Below are 23,734 nucleotides of genomic sequence, written 5' to 3'. Positions count from 1 at the left end.
CGCCGCCGTCAGCACGCTGGCGCCAGCCGCGGCCAGCGCCAGGCCAAAAAGCGCCGTGGCGCTTCCTGGCCGCCTGACGGGCACGCGAAACGCCCAGCGTTCCCCGAGCGCCTCTTCCAAATCAGACCCGGCGAACGGCCATCGAGCCGTTGGTGCCGCCGAAGCCGAACGAGTTGGACAGGCCGACATCGATCTTCATCTGCCGCGCCTCATTGGCGCAGTAATCCAGATCGCATTCCGGATCTTGATTGAAGATGTTGATCGTGGGCGGCGACACCTGGTTGTAGACCGCCAGGGTGGTGAACACCGCCTCGATACCACCGGCCGCGCCAAGCAGGTGCCCGGTCATGGACTTGGTCGAATTGACCACCAGCTTCTTGGCGTGATCGCCGAAAGCCAGCTTCAAGGCGTCGGTTTCGTTCTTGTCGCCCAGGGGCGTCGAGGTGCCATGCGCGTTGACGTACTGCACGTCTTCGAGGTTCAGGCCGCCGTTGCGCAGCGCATTCACGATGCCGCGACGCGGACCGTCCTTGTCTGGAGCCGTGATGTGGTGCGCATCGGAACTCATGCCGTAGCCCACGAACTCGCCGTAGATGCGCGCGCCGCGCTTCTTGGCGTGTTCGTACTCTTCCAGCACCAGTACGCCCGCACCCTCGCCCAGCACGAAGCCGTCGCGATCGCGGTCCCAGGGACGCGAAGCCGTCTGAGGATCGTCATTGCGGGTCGACAAGGCGCGCATCGCGGCAAAACCGCCGATGCCCAGCGGCGACACGGTGGACTCGGCGCCGCCGGCAACCATGACGTCGGCATCGCCGTACTCGATCAGACGCGCAGCGTCGCCGATGCAATGCAGGCCGGTGGTGCAGGCCGACACGACCGCGTAGCTCGGGCCCTTCATGCCATATGCGATGGACAAATGACCGGAGATCAGGTTGATCAGCGAACCCGGCACGAAGAACGGCGAAATGCGGCGCGGACCCTTGGCCAGGTATTCAACCTGCGTTTCCTCGATGCGCGGCAGACCGCCGATGCCCGAGCCCACGATCACGCCGATGCGTTCCGCGTTGGCTTCGGTGACTTCCAGGCCGCTGTCGCGCCATGCCTGCATCCCGGCGGCCAGGCCGTAATGGATGAAGGTATCCATCTGGCGGGCTTCCTTGGCCGAGATATAGGTGCTGATGTCGAAGTCTTTGACTTCGCCGGCAATATGCGTGGTGATGGCCGAGGGATCGAAACGGGTGATGCGGCTGATGCCAGAACGTCCGTTGACGATATTGTCCCAAGCGGTGGTCAAGTCGTTCCCGACGGGAGAAACGATACCCAGGCCAGTGATGACGACACGTCGCTTCACGGATGACTCCTCAAACAGACAAAAGAAAGGCGGTTTTCGGGATGCGCTGCACGTGCGGCCCACGCGAAAGCGGGTCGGGCATTACTACGCCCTTCCCGCATGCGGACCGCACGGCAAATTCCTGAAACCGCCCCGATTTTCCGGCTGGCTGCGACGGACGTCGCGAGGCAACCAGAAGGGTAAAAGCCCAGCTTACTGCTTGCCGTGCGAATTGATGTAGTCAATCGCTTGTTGCACGGTCGTGATCTTTTCGGCCTCTTCGTCGGGGATCTCGGTCTCGAATTCGTCTTCGAGCGCCATGACCAGTTCGACCATGTCGAGCGAATCGGCACCGAGGTCGTCAAGGAAGGAGGATTCGTTCTTGATCTCGGCTTCGTTGACGCCAAGTTGTTCAGCGACGATCTTCTTGACGCGCTGTTCGATGCTTTCCATGCAGATCTCCAATTGGGAAAAATCCCGCGAATTATAGCCAAGCGCGGAGTTTTGCGACGCCTGGCCGTGACAAAAATAACACCGCGCACTTGATCTGTCGCCGGGAATGGCGCAGGAAACCGGTGTGCGGCGTTTCCGGTTGAACCTCGCGTTGCCTCGCCGTTTGTGTCCGGCGGCGGCATGGCGGAACTGGCCGCCTACGCGCGATTCGTGACTTATTGCATGTACATCCCGCCGTTGACGTGCAGCGTGGTGCCGGTAATGTAACCCGCCTGCGGCCCGGACAAAAACGCCACGGCGTGGGCGATGTCGGCAGGCGAACCCAGGCGGCCCAGCGGAATCTGCTGCAGCAAGGCCGCAGTCTGATTTTCGCCCAGCGCGCGCGTCATGTCGGTATCGATGAAACCGGGCGCGACGCAGTTCACGGTGATGTTGCGGCTGCCCAGTTCACGCGCCAGGGCGCGCGACATGCCTGCCACGCCGGCCTTGGCCGCGGCGTAGTTGGCCTGGCCCGGGTTGCCGCTGGAACCCACCACGGACGTGACGTTGATGATGCGTCCCCAGCGGGCCTTCATCATGCTGCGCAGCACGGCGCGCGACAGGCGGAAAACCGAAGCCAGGTTGGTATCGATGACAGCCGACCAGTCCTCATCCTTCATGCGCATCGCCAGCGTATCACGGGTGATGCCTGCGTTATTGACGAGGATGTGGGGACCGCCGCCCTCCTTGCCCAGCGCGTCGATCAGCGCATCGCAGGCAGCGGCGTCGGTCACGTCCAGCACCACGCCGCGGCCGCCCACGGGCGCCAGCGCTTCGGTGATGGCGGCAGCGCCCGATTCGGACGTGGCGGTGCCGACGACGGTGGCGCCGCGCGCAGCCAGTTCCTGGGCGATGGCGCGGCCAATGCCACGCGTGGCACCGGTCACCAGCGCGATCTTGCCCTGCAGTTCGATCGAGGTGTTGTCCATGTTCTTAATTTCCGTTGACGGCGGCCAACGCTGCTTCAAGCGAAGCAGGATCGGTAATGGCCATGCCCGTGAGTTCGGGATCGATGCGCTTGGTCAGGCCGGCCAGCACCTTGCCGGGACCGCATTCGATGACGTGCGTGACGCCTTGCGCCTTCATCGCGCGCAGGGTTTCGACCCAGCGCACAGGATGCCATGCCTGGCGCACCAGCGCATCCCGGATTGCATCGGGTTCGACAGGCGAAGCCACGTCGACGTTGTTGATCACTTGCACCTGCGGCGCGGACACGGTCACGCCGGCCAGCGCGCCGGCCAGCACGTCTGCGGCGGGCTTGAGCAGGCTGGAGTGGAACGGCGCGGACACCGGCAGCAGCAGCGCGCGCTTGGCGCCTGCGGCCTTGGCCAGTTCGCAAGCGCGTTCGACCGCGGCCTTGTGGCCTGCGATCACGACCTGCGCGGGCGCGTTGAAGTTCACGGCCTCGACAACCTCGCCCTGGGCGGCGGCTTCGCAGGCCGCGCGCACGGCGTCGTCGTCCAGACCCAGGATGGCGGCCATGGCGCCGGTGCCTACCGGCACCGCGGCCTGCATGGCGTCGGCGCGCACGCGCACCAGACGCACGGCATCTTCAAGCGCGAGCGAGCCCGCGGCCGTCAGCGCGGCGTATTCGCCCAGGCTGTGGCCGGCCACGACGTCGGGCTTGCGGCCGCCAGCAGCGCACCAGGCCGCGTAGAACGCAGCGCCAGCGGTCAGCATGGCGGGTTGGGTGTTGGTGGTCAGGTTGAGCTGTTCCGCAGGGCCTTGCGCGATCAGCGCGCCCAGGTCCTGACCCAGCGCCTGCGAGGCGCGCGCCACGGTGTCCGTGACGGCCGCGACGCCGGACCAGGCGTCCAGCATGCCGACAGCTTGGGAACCTTGGCCAGGAAAGACAAAAGCGATTTTCATGTTTGACCGTTTGGATTGATTCAGTGTCTGTGTGGAATGCCAGGCACATCGTTCCGGCGGCCGCGGCGCCGAGCGCCACGCCGCGCCGGAGCGCGCCCTTACATGCGGGCCAGTACCGAGCCCCAGGTGAATCCGCCGCCCACGCCTTGCATCAGGATCAACTGGCCCGGCTTGACGCGGCCGTCGCGGCGCGCGGCGTCCAGGGCCAGCGGCACGCTGGCTGCAGAGGTGTTGGCGTGGCTGTCGACGGTGACGACGACCTTCTCGACCGGCACGGCAAGCTTGCGCGCCAGGAAATTCAGGATGCGCACGTTGGCCTGGTGCGGGATCAGCCAATCGACGTCGGCGATCTCGACGCCCGCTTCGGCGCAGGTGTCGCGCGCGGAACGGTCCAGCACGGTAACGGCCTGCTTGAACACGGCCTGCCCGTCCATGCGCAGGAACGGATCGCCGGTCACGTCGCCATAGGCTACGTTGCCCGCAGCGTTCAGGATCTTGGCCTGGCTGCCGTCGGCGTGCAGTTGCGCGGCCAGGATGCCAGGCTTGTCGGAAGCCTTGAGCACCACGGCGCCGGCGCCGTCGCCGAACAGCACGCAGGTGGAGCGGTCGTTCCAGTCCAGGATGCGCGAGAAGACTTCAGCGCCGATGACCAGCGCGCAACGCGCACGGCCGGCACGGATGAAGCTGTCGGCGGTGGTCATCGCATAGACGAAACCGCTGCACACGGCCTGCACGTCGAATGCCGCCGAACCCTTGGCGCCGATATTGGACTGCACGATGCAGGCGGTGCTCGGAAACACGAAGTCCGGCGTCGACGTGGCCAGGACGATCAGGTCGACCTCGGAGGCGTCCACGCCGGCATCGGCGAGCGCGCGGCGCGAGGCCTCGGTCGCCAGCACGCTGGTGGTCACGCCGCGCTCGGCCAGATGGCGCTGGCGGATGCCGGTGCGCTCGACGATCCATTCGTCGGAGGTGGCGATGTCGCGCGTCGCCAGCTCCGCCGCCAGTTCGTCATTCGAAACCACGCGTTCCGGCAGGAAGCTGCCGGTGCCCGCGATCACGGAATATTTCATTGCGGTATCCATCAAGCGGTGTCCCCAGCCACGTTTGGCGACGACACCGAGGGGCCTTCGCCAGATTGAACGCGCTTGGTAATCTGAGCGACCGTCTCAGCGGTGCGCTCCAGCAGTTTACTCACTACGGCTTCACGGGCGCGCTGCAACGCAAATCCATAGGCGTAGACGTCCGCGGAACCATGGCTCTTGATGACCACGCCGCGCAAGCCCAGCAGCGCGGCGCCGTTATAGCGCCGGTTGTCGACGCGGGTGCGCAGGCGGTTGAGCACCGGCTTGGCCACCGCGCCAGCCAGCAGCGTGATCAGATTGCGTTTGAACTCTTCGCGAATGACGCTGGACAACATCTTCGCCAGCCCTTCGACGGACTTGAGCACGACGTTGCCGACGAAACCGTCGCAGACGACGACGTCGACCGTGCCTTTGAATATGTCATTGCCTTCCACGTTGCCGTAGAAGTTGAGCGGGCTGCTGCGCAGGAGCTCGGCGGCTTCCTTGACGACTTCGTTGCCCTTGATGACTTCTTCGCCGATGTTGAGCAGGCCCACCGAGGGGCGCTCGCGATGGTCCACCGCCTGCGACAGCGCGGCGCCCATGATGGCGAATTGGAGTAGATGCTCGGCCGTGCAGTCCACATTCGCGCCCAGGTCCAGCACCGTGGTGGCGCGGCCCGTCTGGTTCGGAATGGACGTGGCGATCGCGGGGCGGTCTATGCCGTCCAGCGTCTTGAGCACATAGCGTGAAATGGCCATCCACGCGCCGGTATTGCCCGCGGAAACGCAGGCGTCGGCGCGCCCGTCCTTGACGGACTGGGCGGCCAGGCGCATGGAGGAGTCTTTTTTGCGGCGCAGGGCGACCTCGACCGGGTCGTCCATGGTGACGACTTCGGAAGCCGCCACGATCTCAATGCGATCACGCGCCACGCCGCGGTGCTCGGAGAGCGCCGCTTCGATGGCGTCGGGAAGCCCGACCAGCAATAGCCGGGTATCCGGAAATTGCCGGGCGAACTCGATCGCAGCCGGAATCGTGACGGGCAGACCGAAGTCTCCGCCCATACAGTCTATGGCGATGCGTATCACGGGTGCCAGGTATCAGCGCTCAGCCGAAATGGTCCGAGTACGAGTTCGGCCCGGGGGCCTTATTCGTCGGCCTTGGTCTTCAGGACCTTGCGGCCGCGGTAGAAGCCGTTGGGGCTGATGTGGTGACGCAGATGCGCTTCGCCCGTGTTGGGTTCGATCGCGGTCGGCGGGTTCACCAGAAAATCGTGCGAGCGGTGCATACCGCGCTTGGACGGGGACTTCTTGTTTTGTTGAACGGCCATGATGACTCCTAGAAACGGGGCGCATTGTACGCGATGCGGCCCGATGTTGATCTCAATCTTTGTGCTTCAGTTGTTCCAGCACCGCAAACGGCGACGGACGCTTGACAGCGGGCTCCTCGGGAGAAGCTTCGCTGACCTTGGCCAGCGCGCCCGGGCATACATCATGCTTGGGCACATACGGAACGCTCAGAATGAGCTCATCTTCGATCTGGGCCAGCAGATCAAAATGATGCGAACCCACCACCTTTTCAGGCAGGTTGGACACAAAACCATTTCCTTCTTCGTCCTCGTCGTCCTCGCCGGATGGATCCCCGTAGGAAGCATCGTCGTCGAGATCGGCTTCGGACTTGACCAGCTGCAAAAGGACTTCGCTGTCGATCGGATACACGAACGGCTCGTTGCACCGTTGGCACACCAGCACCGGATTCGCCTGCACATGGATATGCAGTAGCGGCCGGCCCATCAGCAGGCCGGTTCTACCCATTTCGCCGCGCACGGACCACGTCACGAGTCCGGCATCGCCCTGCGGTTGTTCGGGCAGCCCGTCAACCACGCGCGTAAGCCGCACAAGAGGTATGGTTCCTTGCGCTTCCTTGCCCATCTGGGCAAATGCGTATGCATCGATGCGCTTGATGTTCAGTCCTTTGCATTCGCGGGGCTGTTCACAGAGCCCGAACTCGCGGGTTTAAAACCCCGGGGGTTTAAACCCCGGAAAACCCAGAACCCATGATTTTGCCGAGGCCGCCAAGCTTCGCCACCGGCTTGCTCGCGCGCCCATTCATGCAAAAATCCCGCAAAACGTAGATAATACTGTGACTTACGCCTTAACGTCAAATATCGCATGCCTTCCAAGCCCAGCCTGATCCTCGCGTCCAGCTCGCGTTACCGCAAAGAACTGCTGTCCCGCCTGCGCCTGCCTTTCACGGCGATTTCCCCCGATGTAGACGAAACGCCACACTCCGGCGAAACGCCCGAAGCCCTGGCACTGCGCCTGTCCGTGGCCAAGGCCATGGCGGTCGCGGCCAATTACCCCGGCAGCATCGTGATCGGCTCGGACCAGGTGGCCACCATCGACGGACAGCCCATCGGCAAACCGGGGGATTTCCCGCGCGCATTGGCGCAATTGCGGGCCCTGTCGGGTCAAATCGTGGAATTTCACAGCGCCTTGGCGGTCACGGACGGCCAGCGGGTGGAAAAAGCCGACATCGTCACGCGCTGCCATTTCCGCCAGCTGTCGGACCGCGCGATCGAAGCCTATCTGCGCGCCGAAGAACCCTACGATACCGCAGGCAGCGCCAAGGCGGAAAGCCTGGGCATCGCCCTGATGGAAAGCATCCAGAGCGACGACCCCACCGCCATCATCGGGCTGCCGCTGATCGCACTGACCGGCATGCTGGCGCAGTTCGGCCTGGATCCGCTGGACGCCCCCGGAGCATCCGCATGAGCGGCGCGCTGCACCTGATCCCGGTCGGCCTGGGTGAAGCCCCGCCCGAGCGCTGGCTCCCCGCCGAGGTCCGCACCCTGGCAGGCCAGCTGGACACCTACATCGCCGAAAACGCCAAGACCGCGCGCGCCTTCCTCAAGCTGATCGGCACAACCCGGCCGCTGCAGGAAATCACCATCCACACCCTGAACGACAAGGTAGACGCCGTCCAGATCAAGGCCTGGCTGGAACCGGCGCTCAAGGGCGCGGAAATCGGCCTGGTCTCCGAGGCGGGCTGCCCCGCGGTCGCGGACCCGGGCGCCAAGGTCGCGGACGCCGCGCACCGCCTGGGCATCACGGTAAAACCCTGGGTCGGCCCCTCTTCCATCCTGCTGGGCCTGATGGCCAGCGGACTGGACGGCCAGCGCTTTGCCTTCCATGGCTACGCGCCGGTGGACCCCGCGGAACGCGCCAAGCAGCTGCGCGCCTGGGAGCAGCACTCGGCCAAGCACAACCAGACCCAGTTGCTGATCGAGACCCCCTATCGCAACGCCGCCATGTTCGCCACGCTGCTGGCCAGCCTGAAGGGCGACACCAAGCTGTGCGTGGCGCGTTCGGTCACGACCGCCGACGAATGGATCGTCACCCGCAGCGTGGCCGACTGGAAAAAGCAGCCGGCGCCCCAGCTCGACAAGCTGCCGACGCTATTCCTCTTCCTGGCGCGCTGATCCATGCGCCGCCTATTCCTTGTGCCGCTTGCCGCGGCCATCCTGGCGGGATGCGCCGCGCGCGGCCCCGCCGGCCTGGACCTGGACACCTCGATCACCGCGGTCAGCCAGGCCAGCCGGGTACGCAGCATCGTGCTGCACTACACCAGCGTGGACAACGCCCGTTCCATGGAATTGCTCTCCAAGGGCAAGGTCAGTTCGCACTATCTGGTTAACGACGCCGGCCGCGTCTACCGGCTGGTCGACGAGAACCGCGCCGCCTGGCATGCCGGCGCCAGCTCCTGGTATGGCAACATCGCCATGAACAGCACGTCCATCGGCATAGAAATCGTCAACCCAGGCTGGACGGAGGGCTCTGACGGCAAGCCTGTCTGGCATCCGTACAACGACCAGCAATTGCGCGCACTGACCATATTGCTGCGCGATATTGCGCAACGGCATGGCGTCACGCCCGAGAACATCGTGGGCCACAGCGACATCGCGCCCCAGCGCAAGGTGGATCCCGGCCCTCTTTTCCCGTGGAAGACGTTGGCCGAGGCGGGAATCGGGCGCTGGTACGACGAGACCGGAGCCGCCGAACACCTCGCGCGCCTTCAGGTCCAGGGCATCCCGGATGTCGCATGGTTCCAGAAACAGCTGGCACGGTTGGGCTATGCGTGTCCACAGGACGGCACACTGAGCCCGGCCACCATCGGCGCGCTGGCAGCCTTTCAGATGCACTACCGGCCGACACTGTACGACGGCCAGCCGGACGCGGAGACTGCCGCCATCATGCTGGCGATGCTGTAGGGACGCGCAGCGCTACCGCCTGCCGCGCAACCAGGCGACCAGCCGCCAGCCCAGCAACAAGGCCAGCACGGCGGCGTACAAGGCGGGCTGCGTCAGGTCGTTCTTGCCGGCCTTGTGCCACCAATAATGCAGCACCGCCAGCAGGCCGATGGCATAGATGGCGCGGTGCAGGCTTTGCCAGCGCTTGCCCAGCTTGCGCATGGCCCACTGCGTGGAGGTAGCCGCCAGAGCGGCCATCAGCACGAACGCCGCAAATCCCACCATGATGAAGGGGCGTTCGCCGATATCGCGCAGCATGCCCGCCGGATCGAAGCCGCGATCCCACCAGACCCAGGCCATGAAGTGCATGGATCCATAGAAAAACGCGAACAAACCGCACATGCGCCGCAGACGCACCAATGCCGGCTGGCCAGTCAGCCGGCGCAGCGGCGTGATGGCCAGGGTCACGAGCAGGCAGACCAGGGTCCAGGTACCCGATGAACGGGTCAGGAACTCGACCGGGTTCGCCGTCAGCCCGTTATTCACGCCCAGCCAGATCCAACGCGCGAACGGCGCCAGCCCCAGCAGGAACAGGAACGGTTTGAAGCGCCCCACAGTCTTGGCGGAAAGCTGGGTCTTGCGCGGCGGCGTGGCCGGAGCCACCTGCGGAGTGCCGTCAGGCATGGAATCGCCTCAGTAGTTCGCCTTCAGGTCCATCCCCTGGTAGAGCGACGCCACCTGTTCGGCATAACCGTTGAACATCAAGGTCTTGCGCTTGGGGGAGAACAGCCCGTCCTCGCCAATGCGGCGTTCCGTGGCCTGGCTCCAGCGCGGATGAGGCACGTCGGGATTCACATTGGCGTAAAAGCCGTACTCCTGGGGCGCGGCCTTGATCCACGACGACACGGGCGGCTTTTCGACCAGGCGGATCTTGACCAGGGACTTGGCCGACTTGAAACCATACTTCCAGGGCACCGCCAACCTGAGCGGCGCGCCGTTCTGGTTCGGCAGCACCTTTCCGTAGACGCCGAACACCAGCATGGCCAGGGGATTCATGGCTTCGTCGATGCGCAGGCCCTCCACATAAGGCCATTCCAGGATCGCGGCGCGCACGCCCGGCATGTTCTCGCGCTGCACGGCGGTGACGAATTCCACGTACTTGGCGTTGCCCGTGGGTTCGACCTGCTTGAGCAGCGCCGACAGCGAATAGCCCATCCACGGAATCACCATGGACCAGCCCTCGACGCAGCGCAGCCGGTAGACGCGTTCTTCCATCGGCGCCAGCTTGAGCAGCTCTTCGATGGAAAAGGTGCGCGGCTTGCCGACTTCGCCCTCGACGCTCACGCTCCAGGGGCGTGTCTGCAATTTGCCGGCATTGGCGGCCGGATCGCCCTTATCCACGCCGAACTCGTAGTAGTTGTTGTAGGAGGTGACGTCGGCCAGCGTCGTCTGCTTGTCCATGACGCTCAAGGCGGGGTTGAGCTTGCCCGGCAGAACGCCGGCCTCCTGGGCGTGCGCGCTGCGCATGGCCCACCCCGGCAGGCCTGCGGCGGCCGCGACCAGCCCCGCGCGCAGCATCAGTTCGCGGCGCGAACGCCAGACGTCCTCGGAGGTGATCTCGTACGGAAGAATATCGTCGGGCTTGCGTATCAACATCATGGTCTCCGGTGTAGCGCCCGCAGGATCATGGACGCGCCCTGCGCAAGCCATGGACGCCGCGCCGCCCCATGATATTCCGCGGCAGCCGGCGCTTGCGGGTATTTCCTATAGACCCGCGCGTACGGCGGGCGTTCCGCGCCCGGACTGCGCACGCCCGGAGAATCCCGGGCGCCAGGCCGCTAGATACGCGGCAGCAGCCATTCGCGCACCTTCGGCACGCTGTCGAGCACCGCCTGGGGCGAACAACCCTCAAGTTCCTTCAGGGTATGTGCGCCATAGGTCACCCCCAGGCCATGCACGCCGGCATTGATCGCCATCTGCAGGTCGTGCGAGGTGTCACCCACCATCACGACGCGGTCCGGATCCACGTCCAGCTCCTGCATCAGTTCGTGCAGCATCGCCGGATGCGGCTTGCTGAAAGTTTCGTCGGCGGTGCGCGTGGCATCGAACAGCGGCCCCAGGCCGGTCGCGGCCAGCGCGCGGGTCAGGCCCACGCGGCTCTTGCCGGTAGCCACCGCCAGGCGCACGTTTTGCCCGGCCAGTTCGGCCAAGAGTTCCTGCACGCCCTCGAACAGGCGCAATTCCGGATCACGCAGCAGATAGTGCGTGCGGTAGCGCTCCAGGAAGCGCGGCAGCATCGCCTGCGTCAGTTCCGGCACCGCGCGGCGCAGGGCGCTTTCCAGGGACAGGCCTATCACCCAGCTGGCATCGGATGCCGAAGGCACCGCCAGCTCCAGGTCGCGGCAGGCGCCCTGGATGGCGGCCACGATGCTGTGCGTGGAATCCATCAGGGTGCCATCCCAGTCAAAAACGACCAGCGAATACGACATAATCAGACCGACTCCAGTTGTTTCAGTATTTTCCGGCAAGCTGGGGGCAGCTCGGCGGTAAGCGTCAGGGACTCGCCCGTCACCGGGTGGGCCAGGGTCAATTGGTGGGCGTGCAGGAACATCCTGCCAAAACCCATGCGCGCGAACTGCGCCCGTACTTCGTCGTGGCCGTACTTGTCGTCGCCCACGATGGGGAAGCCGCTGGCGGCCAGGTGCACCCGGATCTGATGGGTGCGACCGGTACGCAATTCGGCGTCGACCAGACTATAGCCACCAAAACGCTGCTTGAGCGTGACGATGGTGTGCGCCGACTGGCCGTCCGGATCGACCTTGACCCGGCGCTCGCCGGACTGGGTGGTCCACTTGGACAGCCCCAGCTTGATGTGCTGGCGGTCATTGACCCAATCGCCCTCGACCAGGGCCAGGTAATGTTTGTCCCCTTTTCCTTCGCGCAGCATGGCGTGCAACGCCAGCAGGGCGCTGCGCTTCTTGGCCACCATCAAGAGACCCGAGGTCTCCCGGTCCAGGCGATGGACCAGTTCCAGGAACTTGGCGCCGGGCCGGGCCGCCCGCAGCTGTTCGATCACGCCGAAGGACACGCCGCTGCCGCCATGGACCGCCACGCCGGCGGGCTTGTCCACGACAAGCAACGCCTCGTCCTCGAACACCACGGGGAATTCGGCGCCAGGCACCGGACGGGGCTTGCCCGGGTCGGGCAGCCGCAGCGGCGGAACGCGGACCACGTCGCCCTCGGCGACGCGGTAGTCGGCCGAAGTGCGTCCCTTGTTTACCCGCACTTCGCCGCCGCGTATGGCCTTGTAGATATGGGTTTTGGGGACGCCCTTGCACAGGCGCGCAAGGTAGTTGTCCAGACGCTGGCCGGCATGCTCGGCATCGACTTCCACCATCCGGACGGCAGGGGGAGCTTTAGAGAGGGAAAGCGAGGGGGAAGTTTCTTTGCGCATTGCGAAAAGCGACATATAATCGGGACAGCCTAAAGGGGCTGAACTAGCCGCCTGACGTAGAGATGCAACGTTACGCAACTCCGTCGAGCGCGCGGGCCGCCATTGTACTGCCTGCTCATTCAACCCCCGGGGTCATTTGGTCGCCGGCGCAACCGCGCCCTGCCGGATAGTGGTGTGGCATTCATTTTGCCCGCTGTCCCAGCAGGTCCGTTGCATGCCGCAAGCGGCTCTGAAGCACCGCAAGAATCGTCGCATATTTAAAGCACCAGCTGCGCGTGGGCAACCAATCCGACCGCAACTGCCGTTCACAGCACTTTTCCGTCAAACCACATTCAGTGAAGCTGACCCTCCTGCTGACAGAACCCCGAGCCCCACGGCTCGACGTGCCCGCCTGACCCGCGGCGGATACGCCTGGGCGCCGCCCAGGTACGGTCCGCAACTCTTGCCCGCTTCAGCCCGCAGCCCGAGTGACCCGAGGTCACGCGCCGATATCGGCGCGTCATGACAACGGAGAACCCCTCTCATGAAGCGCATGCTGTTCAATGCGACGCATCAGGAAGAATTACGCGTCGCTATCGTCGATGGGCAAAAACTCATCGACCTCGACATCGAGACTGCCGGCCGCGAACAACGCAAAGGCAATATCTACAAAGGTGTCATCACCCGGATCGAACCCGGCCTCGAAGCTTGCTTCGTCAACTACGGTGAAGACCGTCACGGTTTCCTGCCTTTCAAGGAAGTGGCCCGCAGCTACTTCAAGGAAGGCGTGGACGTCCGCAGCGCCCGCATCCAGGACGCCCTGCGCGAAGGCCAGGAACTGATCGTCCAGGTTGAAAAGGAAGAGCGCGGCAACAAGGGCGCCGCCCTGACCACGTTCATCTCGCTGGCCGGCCGCTACCTGGTCCTGATGCCCAACAATCCCCGTGGCGGTGGCGTTTCGCGCCGCGTCGAGGGCGAGGACCGCCAGGAACTGCGCGACACGATGGAGCAGCTCGATCTGCCCCAGGGCATGAGCATCATCGCCCGCACCGCCGGCATCGGCCGCAACGTCGAAGAGCTCCAGTGGGACCTGTCCTACCTGTTGCAGCTCTGGACCGCGATCGACGGCGCCGCGCGCGACAACTCCGCGCCGATCCTGATCTACCTGGAATCCAGCCTGGTCATCCGGGCCATCCGCGACTACTTCTCCCCGGAAATCGGCGAGATCCTCATCGATACCGACGAGATCGCCGACCAGGCCACGGCCTTCATGAGCGTGGTGATGCCGGACAACGTCCAGCGCGTCAAACGCTACCGCGACGATATCCCCCTCTTCTCCCGTTTCCAGATCGAACACCAGATCGAAACGGCGTACTCGCGCACGGTCACGCTGCCCTCGGGCGGCGCCATCGTCATCGACCACACCGAAGCCCTGGTTTCCGTGGACGTCAATTCGGCCCGCTCCACGCGCGGCGCCGACATCGAGGAAACCGCGCTGCGCACCAACTCGGAAGCAGCCGATGAAGTGGCCCGCCAGTTGCGCCTGCGCGACCTGGGCGGCCTGATCGTCATCGACTTCATCGACATGGAGGACAGCAAGAACCAGCGCGCCGTCGAACAGCGCCTGCGTGACGCCCTCCACTTCGACCGCGCCCGCGTCCAGATGGGCAAGATTTCGCGCTTCGGCCTGATGGAACTGTCGCGCCAGCGCCTGCGTCCCGCCCTGAACGAAGGCTCGCACATCACCTGCCCGCGCTGCAACGGCACCGGCGTGATCCGCGACGCCGAGTCCAGCGCCCTGCATGTGCTGCGCCTGCTGCAGGAAGAGGCCATGAAGGAAAACACCGCCGCCGTGCACGCCCAAGTGCCGGTCGACGTTGCAACCTACCTGCTGAACGAAAAGCGCGCCGACATCACCAAGATGGAAGCCCGCCTCAAGGTCAACCTGATGCTGATCCCCAACAAGCATCTGGAAACGCCGCACCACCACATCGAGCGCCTGCGCCACGACGATCCGCGCCTGGAAGAACTGAAGACCAGCTTCGAACTGGTTGAAGCCCCGGCCACGGACGCCCCCTGGCAGCCGCGCGAGCACGAAATCAAGTCGCGTCCGGAAGCGCTGGTCAAGGGCATCACGCCCTCGCAGCCCGCTCCTGTTTCGACCCCGGCTCCCGCTGCGCCGGCTCCCGCGCCGGCAGCAACCGGCGGCCTGGGCGGCCTGTTCAAGCGCCTGTTCGGGTGGCTGGGCGGCAGCTCCGAAGCGGCCAAGCCCGCTCCCGCTGCCCAGGAAGACAGCGCCAAGCGCGCCAGCTCCGGCCGCGGCAAGGGCCGCAGCAGCCATGACGGCCAGGAACGCCGTGGCGAACGCCATGGTTCGGACCGCAACCGCAACCGCCGCGGCGAATCCCGCGGCGAAGGCGCCGAGGGCAGCGAAGGCGGCCGCCACCACGTCCGCGGCAACCGCCGCGCCGAGGGCGAGCGCCAGGAACGCGGCGACCGCAACAACCGCAACGACGCCCGTGGCGAACGCGACACCCAGGCTGCGCAAGCTGCCCTGGCGTCCCACCGCCCCGAGCAAGCCGTGGAAGCTGGCGGCGAGGACAGCGGCGCCGGCCGCAACCGTCGCCGCGGCCGTGGCCGCAATCGCCGCGAGGAAGGCCAGTCCGACGCCCCGATGAGCGAACAGGAAAGCATGGTCGCCGCCCTGGCGCAGACGGTCGCCACCGCCCTGCCCGAAACCAAACCGGCTCCTGAAGCCGCCGCGGTGACCGCCGAGGCCGGCGAAGCCGAAGCCGTGCTCGAACAGACCGCCGATGGCGTACCCGCCGTGGAAGGCGCCGAAGGCGCCGCCGATCCCGAGCGCAAGCGCCGCCGCCGCCGCAGCCGCCGTGGCCGCCGCAGCCAGGAAGAAGCTGGCTTGGCCGGCAGCGACGACCAGCAGGAAGATGGCGCTGACGACGACAGCATCGAACAGTCGGAAGAAGCCGCTGCCCAGCCCGCCGTGACCGCTGCGCAAACCGAGGAACCTGCCGCACATGTCCAGGCCGCTCCGGCGCAAGCCCAGCAGCCCGAAACCACGACAGCCGAGCCCGTCCAGGTTGCCGCTGCTCCGGTTGAAACCCAGCCGGCAGCGCCCGTGCAGGCCCAAGCCGAGCAAGCCGTCGAACCCGTGGCCCAGCCGGTGTCCGTGCAGGCCGCGAGCGAGGTTTCCGCCCCCGCAGCGACCGAGCCGGCGCCGGTGGAAGCCGCCGCCGTCGAGCCCGTGGTTGCTCCCGCCCCCGCACCGGTCGCCCCGGCAGTTCCTGTCGCGCCTGTCGCACAGGAAGTGGCTGCCCCGGCTCCTGCAGCCAGCCAACCCATCGTGGTGCCGGCTGTCGCCCCGTCGGCCAAGGCCCAGGCCCTGCACGACGTGGTGAATGCCGCTGGCCTGCAGTGGGTGGAGACCGATCCGGACCGCCACGCCCAGACCCAGCTGCGTATCGCCGCTGCGCACACGCCGGTCCGCCTGGGCCGCGAGCGCAAGCCGGTCGCGGCCGTTTCCAACGAACCGCTGGTTCAGGTCGAAACGCGCCACTAAGCCGCAGGCCCGCAAGGGCTTGCGACTGGCAGCACATCGCACCCCGTACGCTGGATACCGATCCAGCGTACGGGGTGTTTTTCATGGTGGGTCCGCAGGGCAGCGACGCCCCGCGCGATTCGCAGCGCGCCCCCTCGGCCGCTCACTCGTCCTCTATCGGCTCCGCGGGCAGGTTCAAAGCCAGGCCGGCCTCTTCGACGAACGCTTCCGCCAACGCCGAATGCGGCATATGCCGGGCCCAGATGATCCCCATGCAGCGCAGAGGCGCGCGCCCCGGCAGCGGCACTCGCTTGACGCGCCGGCTGTCCACCCAATCCGGCGCCCAATCGGGCACTAGCGACACGCCCAGCCCTTCCGACACCATGCAGGCGATGCCCATCAGGCCGTCGACCTCCAGGCGCTCGCGCGGCACGATGCCGTGCTGGCGCAGATACTGGTCCGCCAGCCGGCCGCCCCAGACGTTGCGGTCATAGCGTATGAAAGGCTGCGTGCTCATCAGCTCGTGGGCGTCATTGCTTACGGTATCGGGCGGCGCCAGCACCACCAGCGGCTCTTCCGCCACCAATTTCCAGGCGTAGCCCTTGGACAGGTTGAATTGCGGTTTGACGATGAAGGCCGCGTCCAGGTCGCCGTTGATCACCCGGTGGTACAGGTGATTGGAGGTGCCTGGCTCCACGAAAACGGCCAGCTTGGGCAGGCGCCGGTACAGGCGCGCCAGCACGGTGGGCATGATGCCCGTCAGCGCCGACACCGACACGCCCAGCCTCAACTCGCCCAAGGGCGCGTCGTCGCTGGCGCTGGCCCGCAGGTCGCGCACTTCGCGCAGCACGCTGCGGGCTCGTTCCAGCACTTTCAGGCCCGCTTCGGTCGCCTTGACGCTGCGGCCCACGCGCTTGATGAGCGTGGCGCCCAGCTCTTCCTCCAGGGTGCGCACCCGCGCCGCAATGGCAGCGGGGGTCAGGTCCAGCCGGCGCGCGGCCTCCGCCAGCGATCCGCATTCGACCACCGACACAAAGCTCTGCACATATCGCGTATCCAAAGCGTCCCCCCTTTTTCTGCAGGCATGGTTTGCGCCAGGGCAAACCACAACAATTTTATGGATTGAAGCAATTAAACAGCAGATGTTCACTGGCCGCTTCGGTGCCAGAATCAGACGTTGCCGCTGCGCCCCGTGGCGCGTCCTTTTCATTCATCAGAAAACGAGTAGAGACAATGAGCACCCAAGCCAGCATTCCCGGCGTTTTTTCTCCGGTCCTGACGCCATTCGACGCAGCCTATCGCCCGGCGCTGGGACGCTATGTGAAGCACTGCCGCTGGCTGCGCGAACAATCCGTCGGGCTGGCCATATTCGGCACCAACTCGGAAGCCAACTCGCTCGCCCTGTCGGAAAAGCGCAGCCTGCTGGACGCGCTGCTGGAAGCGGGCGTGGAACCGTCGGCGCTGATGCCCGGCACGGGCGCCTGCGCGCTGCCCGACGCGATCGAATTGACACGCCACGCCGTGCGCAGCGGCAGCATGGGCGTGCTGGTCCTGCCCCCCTTCTATTACAAGGGCGTGAGCGACGAAGGCCTGTTCCGCTACTACGCCGAACTGATCGAAGGCGTGGGCGACGACCGGTTGCGCATGTACCTGTATCACATCCCTCCCGTGAGCCAGGTGCCGCTGAGCCTGGACCTGATCGACCGCCTGCTCGACCGCTATCCCGGCCAGGTCGCCGGGGTAAAGGACAGTGGTGGGGACTGGAACAACACGGCGGCCATGATCGAACGCTTCGCGCCGCGCGGCTTCAAGGTCTACGCGGGCAGCGAAGCCTTCCTGCTGCAGACCCTGCGCGCGGGCGGCGTGGGCTGCATCACCGCCACCGGCAACGTCAATCCGGGCCCCATCGTCGCCCTGCAGCAGCGCTGGCAGGAAGCCGACGCCGACGCTCGCCAGGCCGGTCTGAACGCGACCCGCAACGTGTTCGGCAAATTCCCCATGATCCCCGCGATGAAGGCCGCGATTGCCTGGAAATCCGGCGATCCGGCCTGGGCGACGGTACGCCCGCCCCTGGTGGAACTGAACGCTGAACAGCGCACCGCCTTGCAGGCCGCCCTGGATGAGAACGGCTTCGACATGCCCGGCGCGCAGACCCTGGCGGACAACTAGCGCCCAATCCCGCGGGCGCTAGTTGTCCGCGGGATTGAACAGCGCAATATCCGCAGCACGAAGCGCCCCGGCGCACGGCGACCTGAAGCCGTGCGCCGGGGCGCTTCTTTTGGCGGTGCCGCTCAGCTCACCACGCCGATGTTCCAGGGCACGAACTCGTGATCGCCCAGTCCCAGCAGCTCGCTCTTGCTGCGCGTGCCGGAGGCCACCAGCAGGATTTCCTCGAAGATGCGCTGCGCCACTTCCTGTAGCGTCGCGGTGCCGTCCAGGATGTCGCCGCAATTGACGTCCATGTCCTCCGTCAGCCTTTCATACATCGGCGTATTGGTCGCCAGCTTGATCGAGGGCACGGGCTTGGCGCCGAACATCGAACCGCGCCCGGTGGTGAAACAGATCATGTTGGCCCCGCCGGCGATCTGTCCGGTCGCGGACACGGGGTCGAAGCCCGGCGTGTCCATGAACACCATGCCGGGCTGGCGCACCGGCTCCGCGTAGCGGTAGACCTCCATCAACGCCGTGGTGCCGCCCTTCATCGAAGAGCCCAGCGACTTCTCGAAGATATTGGCCAATCCGCCCATCTGGTTGCCCGGACTGACCTTGCCGTTGATCTGCACGTCGCGCCCCGGCGAGTACTCTTCCTTCCACCAGCGGATGCGCTGCACCAGCTTTTCGCCGACCTCGCGGTTGCGGGCGCGCGAGGTCAAGGTGTGCTCCACGCCATAGATCTCAGGCGTTTCGGACAGGATGGCGGTGCCGCCGTGGCGCACCAGGATGTCCATGGCCGCCCCCAATGCGGGATTGGCGGTGATGGACGAAAAGCCGTCCGAACCGCCGCATTGCAGGCCCACCGTCAGATGCCGCGCCGGCACCGGCACGCGCTCGACCCGATTGGCCTCGGGCAGCAGCGCCTGCACCGCGGCGACGCCCGCCTCGATGGTTTTGCGCGTGCCGCCGGTCTCCTGCATGATGAAAGTCTTCAACCGCGCGCCCGCCTCCAGGCCCTGGTCCTTGAGCAAGGCATCCAGCTGATTGCGCTCGCAGCCCAGCCCGACGATCAGCACGGCGGCGAAGTTGGCGTGACAGGCGTAACCGCCCATCGTCCGGCGCAACAAATCCATGGGTTCGCCGGACATTTCCATGCCGCAGCCCATGCCATGGCTCAACGCCACCACGCCGTCCACATTGGGATAGGCGGCCATCAGCTGCGGCGTGAAAGCTTCGGCAATGCGATGCACCACCGTCGCCGAACAGTTGACCGTCGCCATGACCCCGATGTAGTTGCGCGTGGCGACCTGTCCGTTGGCGCGCACGATACCAAGAAAGCGCGCCTGCTCGGACTCGGGCAGGACCGGCGTCGCGACGTAGTCGCGGGCGTGCGCGTAGTCGCGGTCGAACTCCTGGAAGTCCATGTTGTGCGAATGGACGTAGGTGCCGGCCGGAATGTCGCCCGCTGCAAAGCCGATGCAGACGTTGTACTTGAGGATGGGCTCGCCGGCGCGCAGGTCGCGCGCCGCGATCTTATGCCCGGCCGGGATCTGGCTGCGGCTGACGATGCCTTCGGAGGGTACGGCCATGCCTATGCCGATGGGCACGCGCGCCACCACGACGTTGTCCGCGGAATGCAGCCGGATGACGGGGCCGGCTGCACGTTTTTCAGTGAAATCGATCATGTCTGGATCTCGTAGGGATAAAGGCTCGCCCGCGCGGGCTGGACGCCTATTCGGGTTTGATGCCTATGTCGCGGATCAGCACCGACCAGCGCGGCAGCTCCGTACCCACGAAACGCGTGAAGGTATCGGAATCGCTGCCCACCACCGTGAAACCCTGCTCGCTGAGCTTGGCCTGCATATCGTTCTGCTGCACGGCGGCGCGGATGGAATCGGAAAGCTTGGCCACCACGGGCTTGGGCGTATTGGCCGGCGCGAACACGCCATACCAGGTCGACACTTCGAAGTCCTTGAACCCGGACTCGGCCAGGGTCGGGATTTGCGGCGCCTTGGGGTCGCGCTTCAGGCTGGTAATGGCCAACGGCCGGACCTTGCCCGATGCGATGTGAGGCAAGGCCACAGGCAGATTGGCGAACATGTACGGCACGTGCCCGCCCAGCACGTCGGCCATGGCGGCCGATTCGCCCTTGTACGGCACATGCGTCACCTTGGTGCCCACCATGTGCGCATACAGCTCGCCGGCTATGTGCTGCGGGCCGCCCTGGCCGGACGAGGCATAGCTCATTGCGCCATCCCCGGCCTTGCGGATCTGTTCCGTCAGCTCCTGTACGGTCTTGGCATCCACCAAGGCTGGATTGACCACCAGGATCAGCGGCATGGTCACGATCTGCGATACCGGCGCAAAGTCCTTCTCGGGCTTGAAGGGCAAGGACGGGAACAGCGAAGGCGCCACCACCATGGTGGACTGCGAACCCAGGAACAGCGAGTAGCCATCGGCAGGCGAACGGGCGACGTTGTCGGCGGCGATGGTGCCGGTGGCGCCGGCCCGGTTTTCGACCACCACCTGCTGCCCCAGGCTTTCTGCCATCTTGGCGCCGACCAGGCGCGCCACGATGTCCGCGCCGCCTCCCGGGGCAAAGCCCACGACCATGCGCAGCGGCTTGTTAGGAAACTCCTCGGCCATGGCGGCGGATGAGCCGCAGAAAAGCGCGAGGCCCAGGCCTAGGGCTACCGTCATGCGCGTCAGGGGACGCGCGGGCGTACAGGGGGTGTTCATGCGTTGGTCTCCGTATGCCATCGGCGCGCCCCTCCCCGGCCGCAGCCAAGCGTGCCGGGCGGAGCCGCGCGGCGGCTCGTTGTGTGTTGTGCAGTGCCAGAGCATTCTGGCGATTGCACTCCCTACCAACAAGTATGTATACGCAGCGTCAGAACATAATATTTTTGAGGTATCAAATTGGACTTGCCGCAATGCAGCACAGCAGCCCAAAAAAAATCCACCCCTGAGGGTGGATCTGTCTGTGCGGCGGGCCCTTGGGGCCGCGCCACGCCCACATACATGGCGTGATCAGAACTGGTAGGTGTACGTCAGCTGCACCACGTCCAGGCCCGGGTTCGGGCGCTTGATGCTGGCGTTCGAGAAGTGCGAATAGCGCAGGCCGATGCGATTGTTCGGCGTCACGAGAAAGCCCATGCCGATGTGGTCGCCAAACTGGAAAGCGGTGCTGATGTTCTCGTCGGCGAAACGCGTGCTGGAGAAGAGCGTGGCGCCAATACCCGCTTCAATGTAGAAGCGTTCGCCGGTCCACCAGCGGAACATCGGGATGGCGTTGAGCTGCCAGACATGGCCCGGGGAGCGCGAGCCGCTCGCCTTCCAGTACGACGCGCCGAGTTCGGGCGTCAGGTCCAGCCGGCCCCAGTTGCCGCCGAACTGGTAGGTCCAGACCGAAGCCGTTTCGTAGTTGATCGTCAGGCGCTGATAGTGGTCTCCAATGCCGTAATGCACGCTGACGCCGCCCTGAGTACCCTCGGACGATTGGGCGCTTGCCAGCGACGCGGTTGCAGCCAGGGCAAGTCCCACAAGGCCGGTAAGCATCTTCTTCTTGGTCAACTGCATTGGAAAACTCCGTAGATTTCAAACCTAGTACGCAACATAGCAAAATCCGGGCCGGAAGGCTCAAGCTTTGTCGCACGCAGGCAACATCGCGGATGGAAAACACTGTTCCGCAAATTGTTCGTCATATGCGGCCCCGGGGCCGCATATGACAATGCCGCCGGAAGCCCTGGGCTGCCGGCGGCATCTTGGCGCTGTTCGTCTGGCCCGTCCCCTCAGGCGCAGGCCGGGGCAAACTCAGGCCGTAACCACGTCCGCCGGTTGATTGGTCAGCAAGGCCAGCAGGCGGGCGATTTCCTCGCGCAGCTGGCGGCGGTCCACGACCATGTCGATGGCGCCCTTCTGCAGCAGGAACTCGGCGCGCTGGAAACCTTCCGGCAGTTTTTCGCGCACGGTCTGTTCAATCACGCGCGGGCCGGCAAAGCCGATCAGCGCCTTGGGTTCTGCGATGACCACGTCGCCCATGAAGGCGAAGCTGGCTGACACGCCGCCCATGGTGGGGTCGGTCAACACGCTGATGAACGGCAGGCCGGCCGCCGACAGGCGGGTCAGCATGGCATTGGTCTTGGCCATCTGCATCAGCGACAGCAGGCTTTCCTGCATGCGCGCGCCGCCCGAGGCAGCCACGCAGATGAAGGGCGTCTTGTTGTCCAGCGCGGCCTGGGCGCCGCGCGCGAAGCGCTCGCCCACCACCGAGCCCATGGAGCCGCCCATGAATTCGAATTCAAAGCAGGCCAGCGTTGCGGATACGCCGCGGATCGAACCGCTCATGACCACCAGCGCGTCGGTTTCGCCGGTCTGCTTGACCGCTTCCTGCAGACGCTCGGGGTACTTGCGGGTGTCCTTGAACTTCAGCGTGTCGACCGAACGCGTGGTCTGGCCGATCTCGACGCGGCCCTCGACATCCAGCAGCGAGTCGATGCGGGCACGGGCCCCGATGCGCATGTGGTGGTCGCACTTGGGGCAGACGTGCAGGTTGGCCGCGAGGTCTTCGCTGTACAGCACCGATTCGCACGACGGGCATTTCACCCATAGGCCTTCGGGAACGCGGCGGGGGCCGCTTTCGCTGGTTTTATTGATGCGAGGAGGCAGGAGTTTTTCGATCCAGCTCATTGATTATTCATCCCGTATGAGGTCACGCCCGCCGCTCAGGCCGACGCGCTTGCTCGTTTTACTTGATCCAGCGCTTGCCGGATGGTGCGCAGCCAGCCGCTGGCGGCGGTGACTGCGGCGTCGGTTTTCTGGGCCGCGGGGGCATTCGCCGCCGCCTGCTCCATGGTTTCAATCAGTTTGCTGCCGATCACGACGGCATCCGCCGCGCGCGCCACGCGTTGGGCGCTTTCGGCGTCGCGGATGCCGAAGCCCACGCCCACCGGAATGTCGCGCACGTGGCGGCGGATCACGGCCAGGCGCTCGGCAACGTCGTCAGTGTTGAGCGAGCCCGAACCCGTGACGCCCTTGAGCGACACGTAGTACACGTAACCCCGCGCCACTTCGGCGACGGCCTTGATGCGCGCTTCCGTGGACGTGGGCGCCAGCAGGAAGATGGGCGCAATGCCGTGCCCGCCCAGCGTGGCGGCGAACTCGACGACTTCTTCGGGCGGATAGTCCACCACCAGCACACCGTCCACGCCCGCCTGCTCGGCGCGACGCGCGAACTCGGCCTGGCCCATGCGTTCGATCGGGTTGGCATAACCCATCAACACCACCGGCGTGGATGCGTCGCGCTGGCGGAATTCAGCCACCAGCTCCAGCACGCGGGCCAGGCCCACGCCTTGCGCGATGGCGCGGTCGGCGGCGCGCTGGATCACCGGGCCGTCGGCCATGGGATCGGAGAACGGCACGCCCAGTTCGATGACGTCGGCGCCGGCCTCGACCAGCGCATGCATCAGGGGAACGGTCGCGGCGGGCGAAGGATCGCCGGCGGCAATGTAGGGAATCAGCGCCGCGGCGCGGCCCGATTCGGCGGTGCGCGCAAAAGCGGCGGCAATGCGGTCGATGCGAGTGGTCATGG

23 protein-coding genes are annotated in these 23,734 nt (G+C 65.7%); 5 read left to right on the top strand and 18 right to left on the bottom strand.

The features are described 5' to 3' along the window. Positions 1-121: 121 nt before the first annotated feature. The 8 genes from fabF to HV766_RS12625 form a co-directional block, all read right to left on the bottom strand. A complete protein-coding gene (fabF, locus tag HV766_RS12660) occupies positions 122-1,351 on the bottom strand; it encodes a beta-ketoacyl-ACP synthase II (protein ID WP_054450616.1) in 1,230 nt (409 codons plus the stop codon). A gap of 192 nt (positions 1,352-1,543) precedes the next feature. Next, positions 1,544-1,783, bottom strand: a complete 240-nt coding sequence (gene acpP / locus HV766_RS12655) for an acyl carrier protein (protein ID WP_003813816.1) — start codon at positions 1,781-1,783, stop codon at positions 1,544-1,546. A gap of 215 nt (positions 1,784-1,998) precedes the next feature. Continuing rightward, the gene (gene fabG, locus HV766_RS12650; RefSeq protein ID WP_054450615.1) at positions 1,999-2,751 is read right to left on the bottom strand and encodes a 3-oxoacyl-ACP reductase FabG; all 753 of its coding nucleotides are present in this window, start codon (positions 2,749-2,751) and stop codon (positions 1,999-2,001) included. Positions 2,752-2,755: 4 nt separating this feature from the next. Then, positions 2,756-3,691 (bottom strand): ACP S-malonyltransferase, encoded by a 936-nt coding sequence (fabD, locus tag HV766_RS12645; RefSeq protein ID WP_054450614.1) that lies wholly within the window; start codon positions 3,689-3,691, stop codon positions 2,756-2,758. A gap of 98 nt (positions 3,692-3,789) precedes the next feature. Next, positions 3,790-4,776 (bottom strand): beta-ketoacyl-ACP synthase III, encoded by a 987-nt coding sequence (locus HV766_RS12640; protein ID WP_054450612.1) that lies wholly within the window; start codon positions 4,774-4,776, stop codon positions 3,790-3,792. Further along, positions 4,776-5,843 carry a phosphate acyltransferase PlsX gene (gene plsX, locus HV766_RS12635; RefSeq protein WP_054450609.1) on the bottom strand — a complete coding sequence of 356 codons (1,068 nt, stop codon included), beginning with the start codon at positions 5,841-5,843 and terminating at the stop codon, positions 4,776-4,778. Before plsX ends, HV766_RS12640 begins: the two co-directional genes overlap by 1 nt. 59 nt (positions 5,844-5,902) lie before the next feature. Continuing rightward, positions 5,903-6,085, bottom strand: a complete 183-nt coding sequence (gene rpmF / locus HV766_RS12630) for a 50S ribosomal protein L32 (RefSeq protein ID WP_013392223.1) — start codon at positions 6,083-6,085, stop codon at positions 5,903-5,905. A gap of 52 nt (positions 6,086-6,137) precedes the next feature. Further along, positions 6,138-6,686: a YceD family protein gene (locus HV766_RS12625; RefSeq protein WP_199728318.1), complete on the bottom strand. Its 549-nt coding sequence runs from the start codon at positions 6,684-6,686 to the stop codon at positions 6,138-6,140. 240 nt (positions 6,687-6,926) lie between these two features. On the opposite strand from HV766_RS12625, the gene HV766_RS12620 reads away from it, so the two are divergent. From HV766_RS12620 to HV766_RS12610, 3 genes are read left to right on the top strand one after another with little or no spacing between them, the layout of a single operon-like run. After that, a complete protein-coding gene (locus HV766_RS12620) occupies positions 6,927-7,529 on the top strand; it encodes a Maf-like protein (protein ID WP_119450972.1) in 603 nt (200 codons plus the stop codon). Then, positions 7,526-8,236: an SAM-dependent methyltransferase gene (locus HV766_RS12615; RefSeq protein ID WP_054450604.1), complete on the top strand. Its 711-nt coding sequence runs from the start codon at positions 7,526-7,528 to the stop codon at positions 8,234-8,236. The genes HV766_RS12620 and HV766_RS12615 overlap by 4 nt, the downstream gene beginning before the upstream one ends. 3 nt (positions 8,237-8,239) lie before the next feature. Then, positions 8,240-9,025: an N-acetylmuramoyl-L-alanine amidase gene (locus tag HV766_RS12610; RefSeq protein WP_175181237.1), complete on the top strand. Its 786-nt coding sequence runs from the start codon at positions 8,240-8,242 to the stop codon at positions 9,023-9,025. 12 nt (positions 9,026-9,037) lie between these two features. Here HV766_RS12610 and msrQ read toward each other — a convergent pair whose 3' ends face one another. From msrQ to HV766_RS12590, 4 genes are all read right to left on the bottom strand, one after another. Continuing rightward, a complete protein-coding gene (msrQ, locus tag HV766_RS12605; RefSeq protein ID WP_175181236.1) occupies positions 9,038-9,688 on the bottom strand; it encodes a protein-methionine-sulfoxide reductase heme-binding subunit MsrQ in 651 nt (216 codons plus the stop codon). Positions 9,689-9,697: 9 nt separating this feature from the next. Next, entirely contained in the window at positions 9,698-10,660 is a 963-nt protein-coding gene (gene msrP / locus HV766_RS12600; RefSeq protein ID WP_175181254.1) for a protein-methionine-sulfoxide reductase catalytic subunit MsrP, read from the bottom strand. Positions 10,661-10,842: 182 nt separating this feature from the next. Then, a complete protein-coding gene (locus tag HV766_RS12595; protein ID WP_054450595.1) occupies positions 10,843-11,493 on the bottom strand; it encodes an HAD family hydrolase in 651 nt (216 codons plus the stop codon). Positions 11,494-11,495: 2 nt separating this feature from the next. Further along, a complete protein-coding gene (locus HV766_RS12590) occupies positions 11,496-12,458 on the bottom strand; it encodes an RluA family pseudouridine synthase (protein WP_175181235.1) in 963 nt (320 codons plus the stop codon). Between the two features lie 523 nt (positions 12,459-12,981). On the opposite strand from HV766_RS12590, the gene HV766_RS12585 reads away from it, so the two are divergent. Further along, the gene (locus tag HV766_RS12585; protein ID WP_175181234.1) at positions 12,982-16,014 is read left to right on the top strand and encodes an Rne/Rng family ribonuclease; all 3,033 of its coding nucleotides are present in this window, start codon (positions 12,982-12,984) and stop codon (positions 16,012-16,014) included. A 142-nt stretch (positions 16,015-16,156) separates the two neighbouring features. Here the strand turns inward: HV766_RS12585 and HV766_RS12580 are convergent, their stop codons facing one another. Further along, on the bottom strand, positions 16,157-17,053 hold the full coding sequence (locus HV766_RS12580) for a LysR family transcriptional regulator (RefSeq protein WP_054450590.1): 897 nt from the start codon (positions 17,051-17,053) through the stop codon (positions 16,157-16,159). A 173-nt stretch (positions 17,054-17,226) separates the two neighbouring features. Here HV766_RS12580 and HV766_RS12575 point away from each other — a divergent pair, with 173 nt between their 5' ends. Then, positions 17,227-18,162: a dihydrodipicolinate synthase family protein gene (locus tag HV766_RS12575; protein WP_054450588.1), complete on the top strand. Its 936-nt coding sequence runs from the start codon at positions 17,227-17,229 to the stop codon at positions 18,160-18,162. A 122-nt stretch (positions 18,163-18,284) separates the two neighbouring features. On the opposite strand, the gene HV766_RS12570 is transcribed toward HV766_RS12575, so the two are convergent. The 5 genes from HV766_RS12570 to trpA form a co-directional block, all read right to left on the bottom strand. Continuing rightward, entirely contained in the window at positions 18,285-19,832 is a 1,548-nt protein-coding gene (locus HV766_RS12570; RefSeq protein WP_054450586.1) for a UxaA family hydrolase, read from the bottom strand. 46 nt (positions 19,833-19,878) lie between these two features. Beyond that, entirely contained in the window at positions 19,879-20,886 is a 1,008-nt protein-coding gene (locus HV766_RS12565) for a Bug family tripartite tricarboxylate transporter substrate binding protein (protein ID WP_175181233.1), read from the bottom strand. 288 nt (positions 20,887-21,174) lie between these two features. Then, a complete protein-coding gene (locus tag HV766_RS12560; RefSeq protein ID WP_054450583.1) occupies positions 21,175-21,723 on the bottom strand; it encodes an acyloxyacyl hydrolase in 549 nt (182 codons plus the stop codon). 234 nt (positions 21,724-21,957) lie between these two features. Beyond that, entirely contained in the window at positions 21,958-22,833 is an 876-nt protein-coding gene (gene accD / locus HV766_RS12555) for an acetyl-CoA carboxylase, carboxyltransferase subunit beta (RefSeq protein WP_054450581.1), read from the bottom strand. A gap of 35 nt (positions 22,834-22,868) precedes the next feature. After that, complete coding sequence (trpA, locus tag HV766_RS12550; RefSeq protein ID WP_054450579.1) at positions 22,869-23,732, bottom strand: tryptophan synthase subunit alpha; 864 nt, start codon at positions 23,730-23,732, stop codon at positions 22,869-22,871. Positions 23,733-23,734: the final 2 nt, after the last annotated feature.

The organism is Achromobacter aegrifaciens, assembly GCF_902859735.1.
GTDB lineage: Bacteria > Pseudomonadota > Gammaproteobacteria > Burkholderiales > Burkholderiaceae_B > Achromobacter > Achromobacter aegrifaciens.
Note: the sequence above shows the minus strand (reverse complement) of the source record. Positions and strands in the feature narration are given on the sequence as shown.

Excerpts from the sequence above, each read along its gene's own strand:
- acpP (WP_003813816.1), bottom strand. The coding sequence starts at position 1,783 with ATGGAAAGCATCGAACAGCGCGTCAAGAAGATCGTCGCTGAACAACTT.
- fabG (WP_054450615.1), bottom strand. The coding sequence starts at position 2,751 with ATGGACAACACCTCGATCGAACTGCAGGGCAAGATCGCGCTGGTGACC.
- fabD (WP_054450614.1), bottom strand. The coding sequence starts at position 3,691 with ATGAAAATCGCTTTTGTCTTTCCTGGCCAAGGTTCCCAAGCTGTCGGC.
- HV766_RS12640 (WP_054450612.1), bottom strand. The coding sequence starts at position 4,776 with ATGGATACCGCAATGAAATATTCCGTGATCGCGGGCACCGGCAGCTTC.
- rpmF (WP_013392223.1), bottom strand. The coding sequence starts at position 6,085 with ATGGCCGTTCAACAAAACAAGAAGTCCCCGTCCAAGCGCGGTATGCAC.
- HV766_RS12625 (WP_199728318.1), bottom strand. The coding sequence starts at position 6,686 with ATGGGCAAGGAAGCGCAAGGAACCATACCTCTTGTGCGGCTTACGCGC.
- HV766_RS12620 (WP_119450972.1), top strand. The coding sequence starts at position 6,927 with ATGCCTTCCAAGCCCAGCCTGATCCTCGCGTCCAGCTCGCGTTACCGC.
- HV766_RS12615 (WP_054450604.1), top strand. The coding sequence starts at position 7,526 with ATGAGCGGCGCGCTGCACCTGATCCCGGTCGGCCTGGGTGAAGCCCCG.
- HV766_RS12610 (WP_175181237.1), top strand. The coding sequence starts at position 8,240 with ATGCGCCGCCTATTCCTTGTGCCGCTTGCCGCGGCCATCCTGGCGGGA.
- msrQ (WP_175181236.1), bottom strand. The coding sequence starts at position 9,688 with ATGCCTGACGGCACTCCGCAGGTGGCTCCGGCCACGCCGCCGCGCAAG.
- msrP (WP_175181254.1), bottom strand. The coding sequence starts at position 10,660 with ATGTTGATACGCAAGCCCGACGATATTCTTCCGTACGAGATCACCTCC.
- HV766_RS12595 (WP_054450595.1), bottom strand. The coding sequence starts at position 11,493 with ATGTCGTATTCGCTGGTCGTTTTTGACTGGGATGGCACCCTGATGGAT.
- HV766_RS12590 (WP_175181235.1), bottom strand. The coding sequence starts at position 12,458 with ATGCGCAAAGAAACTTCCCCCTCGCTTTCCCTCTCTAAAGCTCCCCCT.
- HV766_RS12585 (WP_175181234.1), top strand. The coding sequence starts at position 12,982 with ATGAAGCGCATGCTGTTCAATGCGACGCATCAGGAAGAATTACGCGTC.
- HV766_RS12575 (WP_054450588.1), top strand. The coding sequence starts at position 17,227 with ATGAGCACCCAAGCCAGCATTCCCGGCGTTTTTTCTCCGGTCCTGACG.
- HV766_RS12570 (WP_054450586.1), bottom strand. The coding sequence starts at position 19,832 with ATGATCGATTTCACTGAAAAACGTGCAGCCGGCCCCGTCATCCGGCTG.
- HV766_RS12565 (WP_175181233.1), bottom strand. The coding sequence starts at position 20,886 with ATGAACACCCCCTGTACGCCCGCGCGTCCCCTGACGCGCATGACGGTA.
- HV766_RS12560 (WP_054450583.1), bottom strand. The coding sequence starts at position 21,723 with ATGCAGTTGACCAAGAAGAAGATGCTTACCGGCCTTGTGGGACTTGCC.
- accD (WP_054450581.1), bottom strand. The coding sequence starts at position 22,833 with ATGAGCTGGATCGAAAAACTCCTGCCTCCTCGCATCAATAAAACCAGC.
- trpA (WP_054450579.1), bottom strand. The coding sequence starts at position 23,732 with ATGACCACTCGCATCGACCGCATTGCCGCCGCTTTTGCGCGCACCGCC.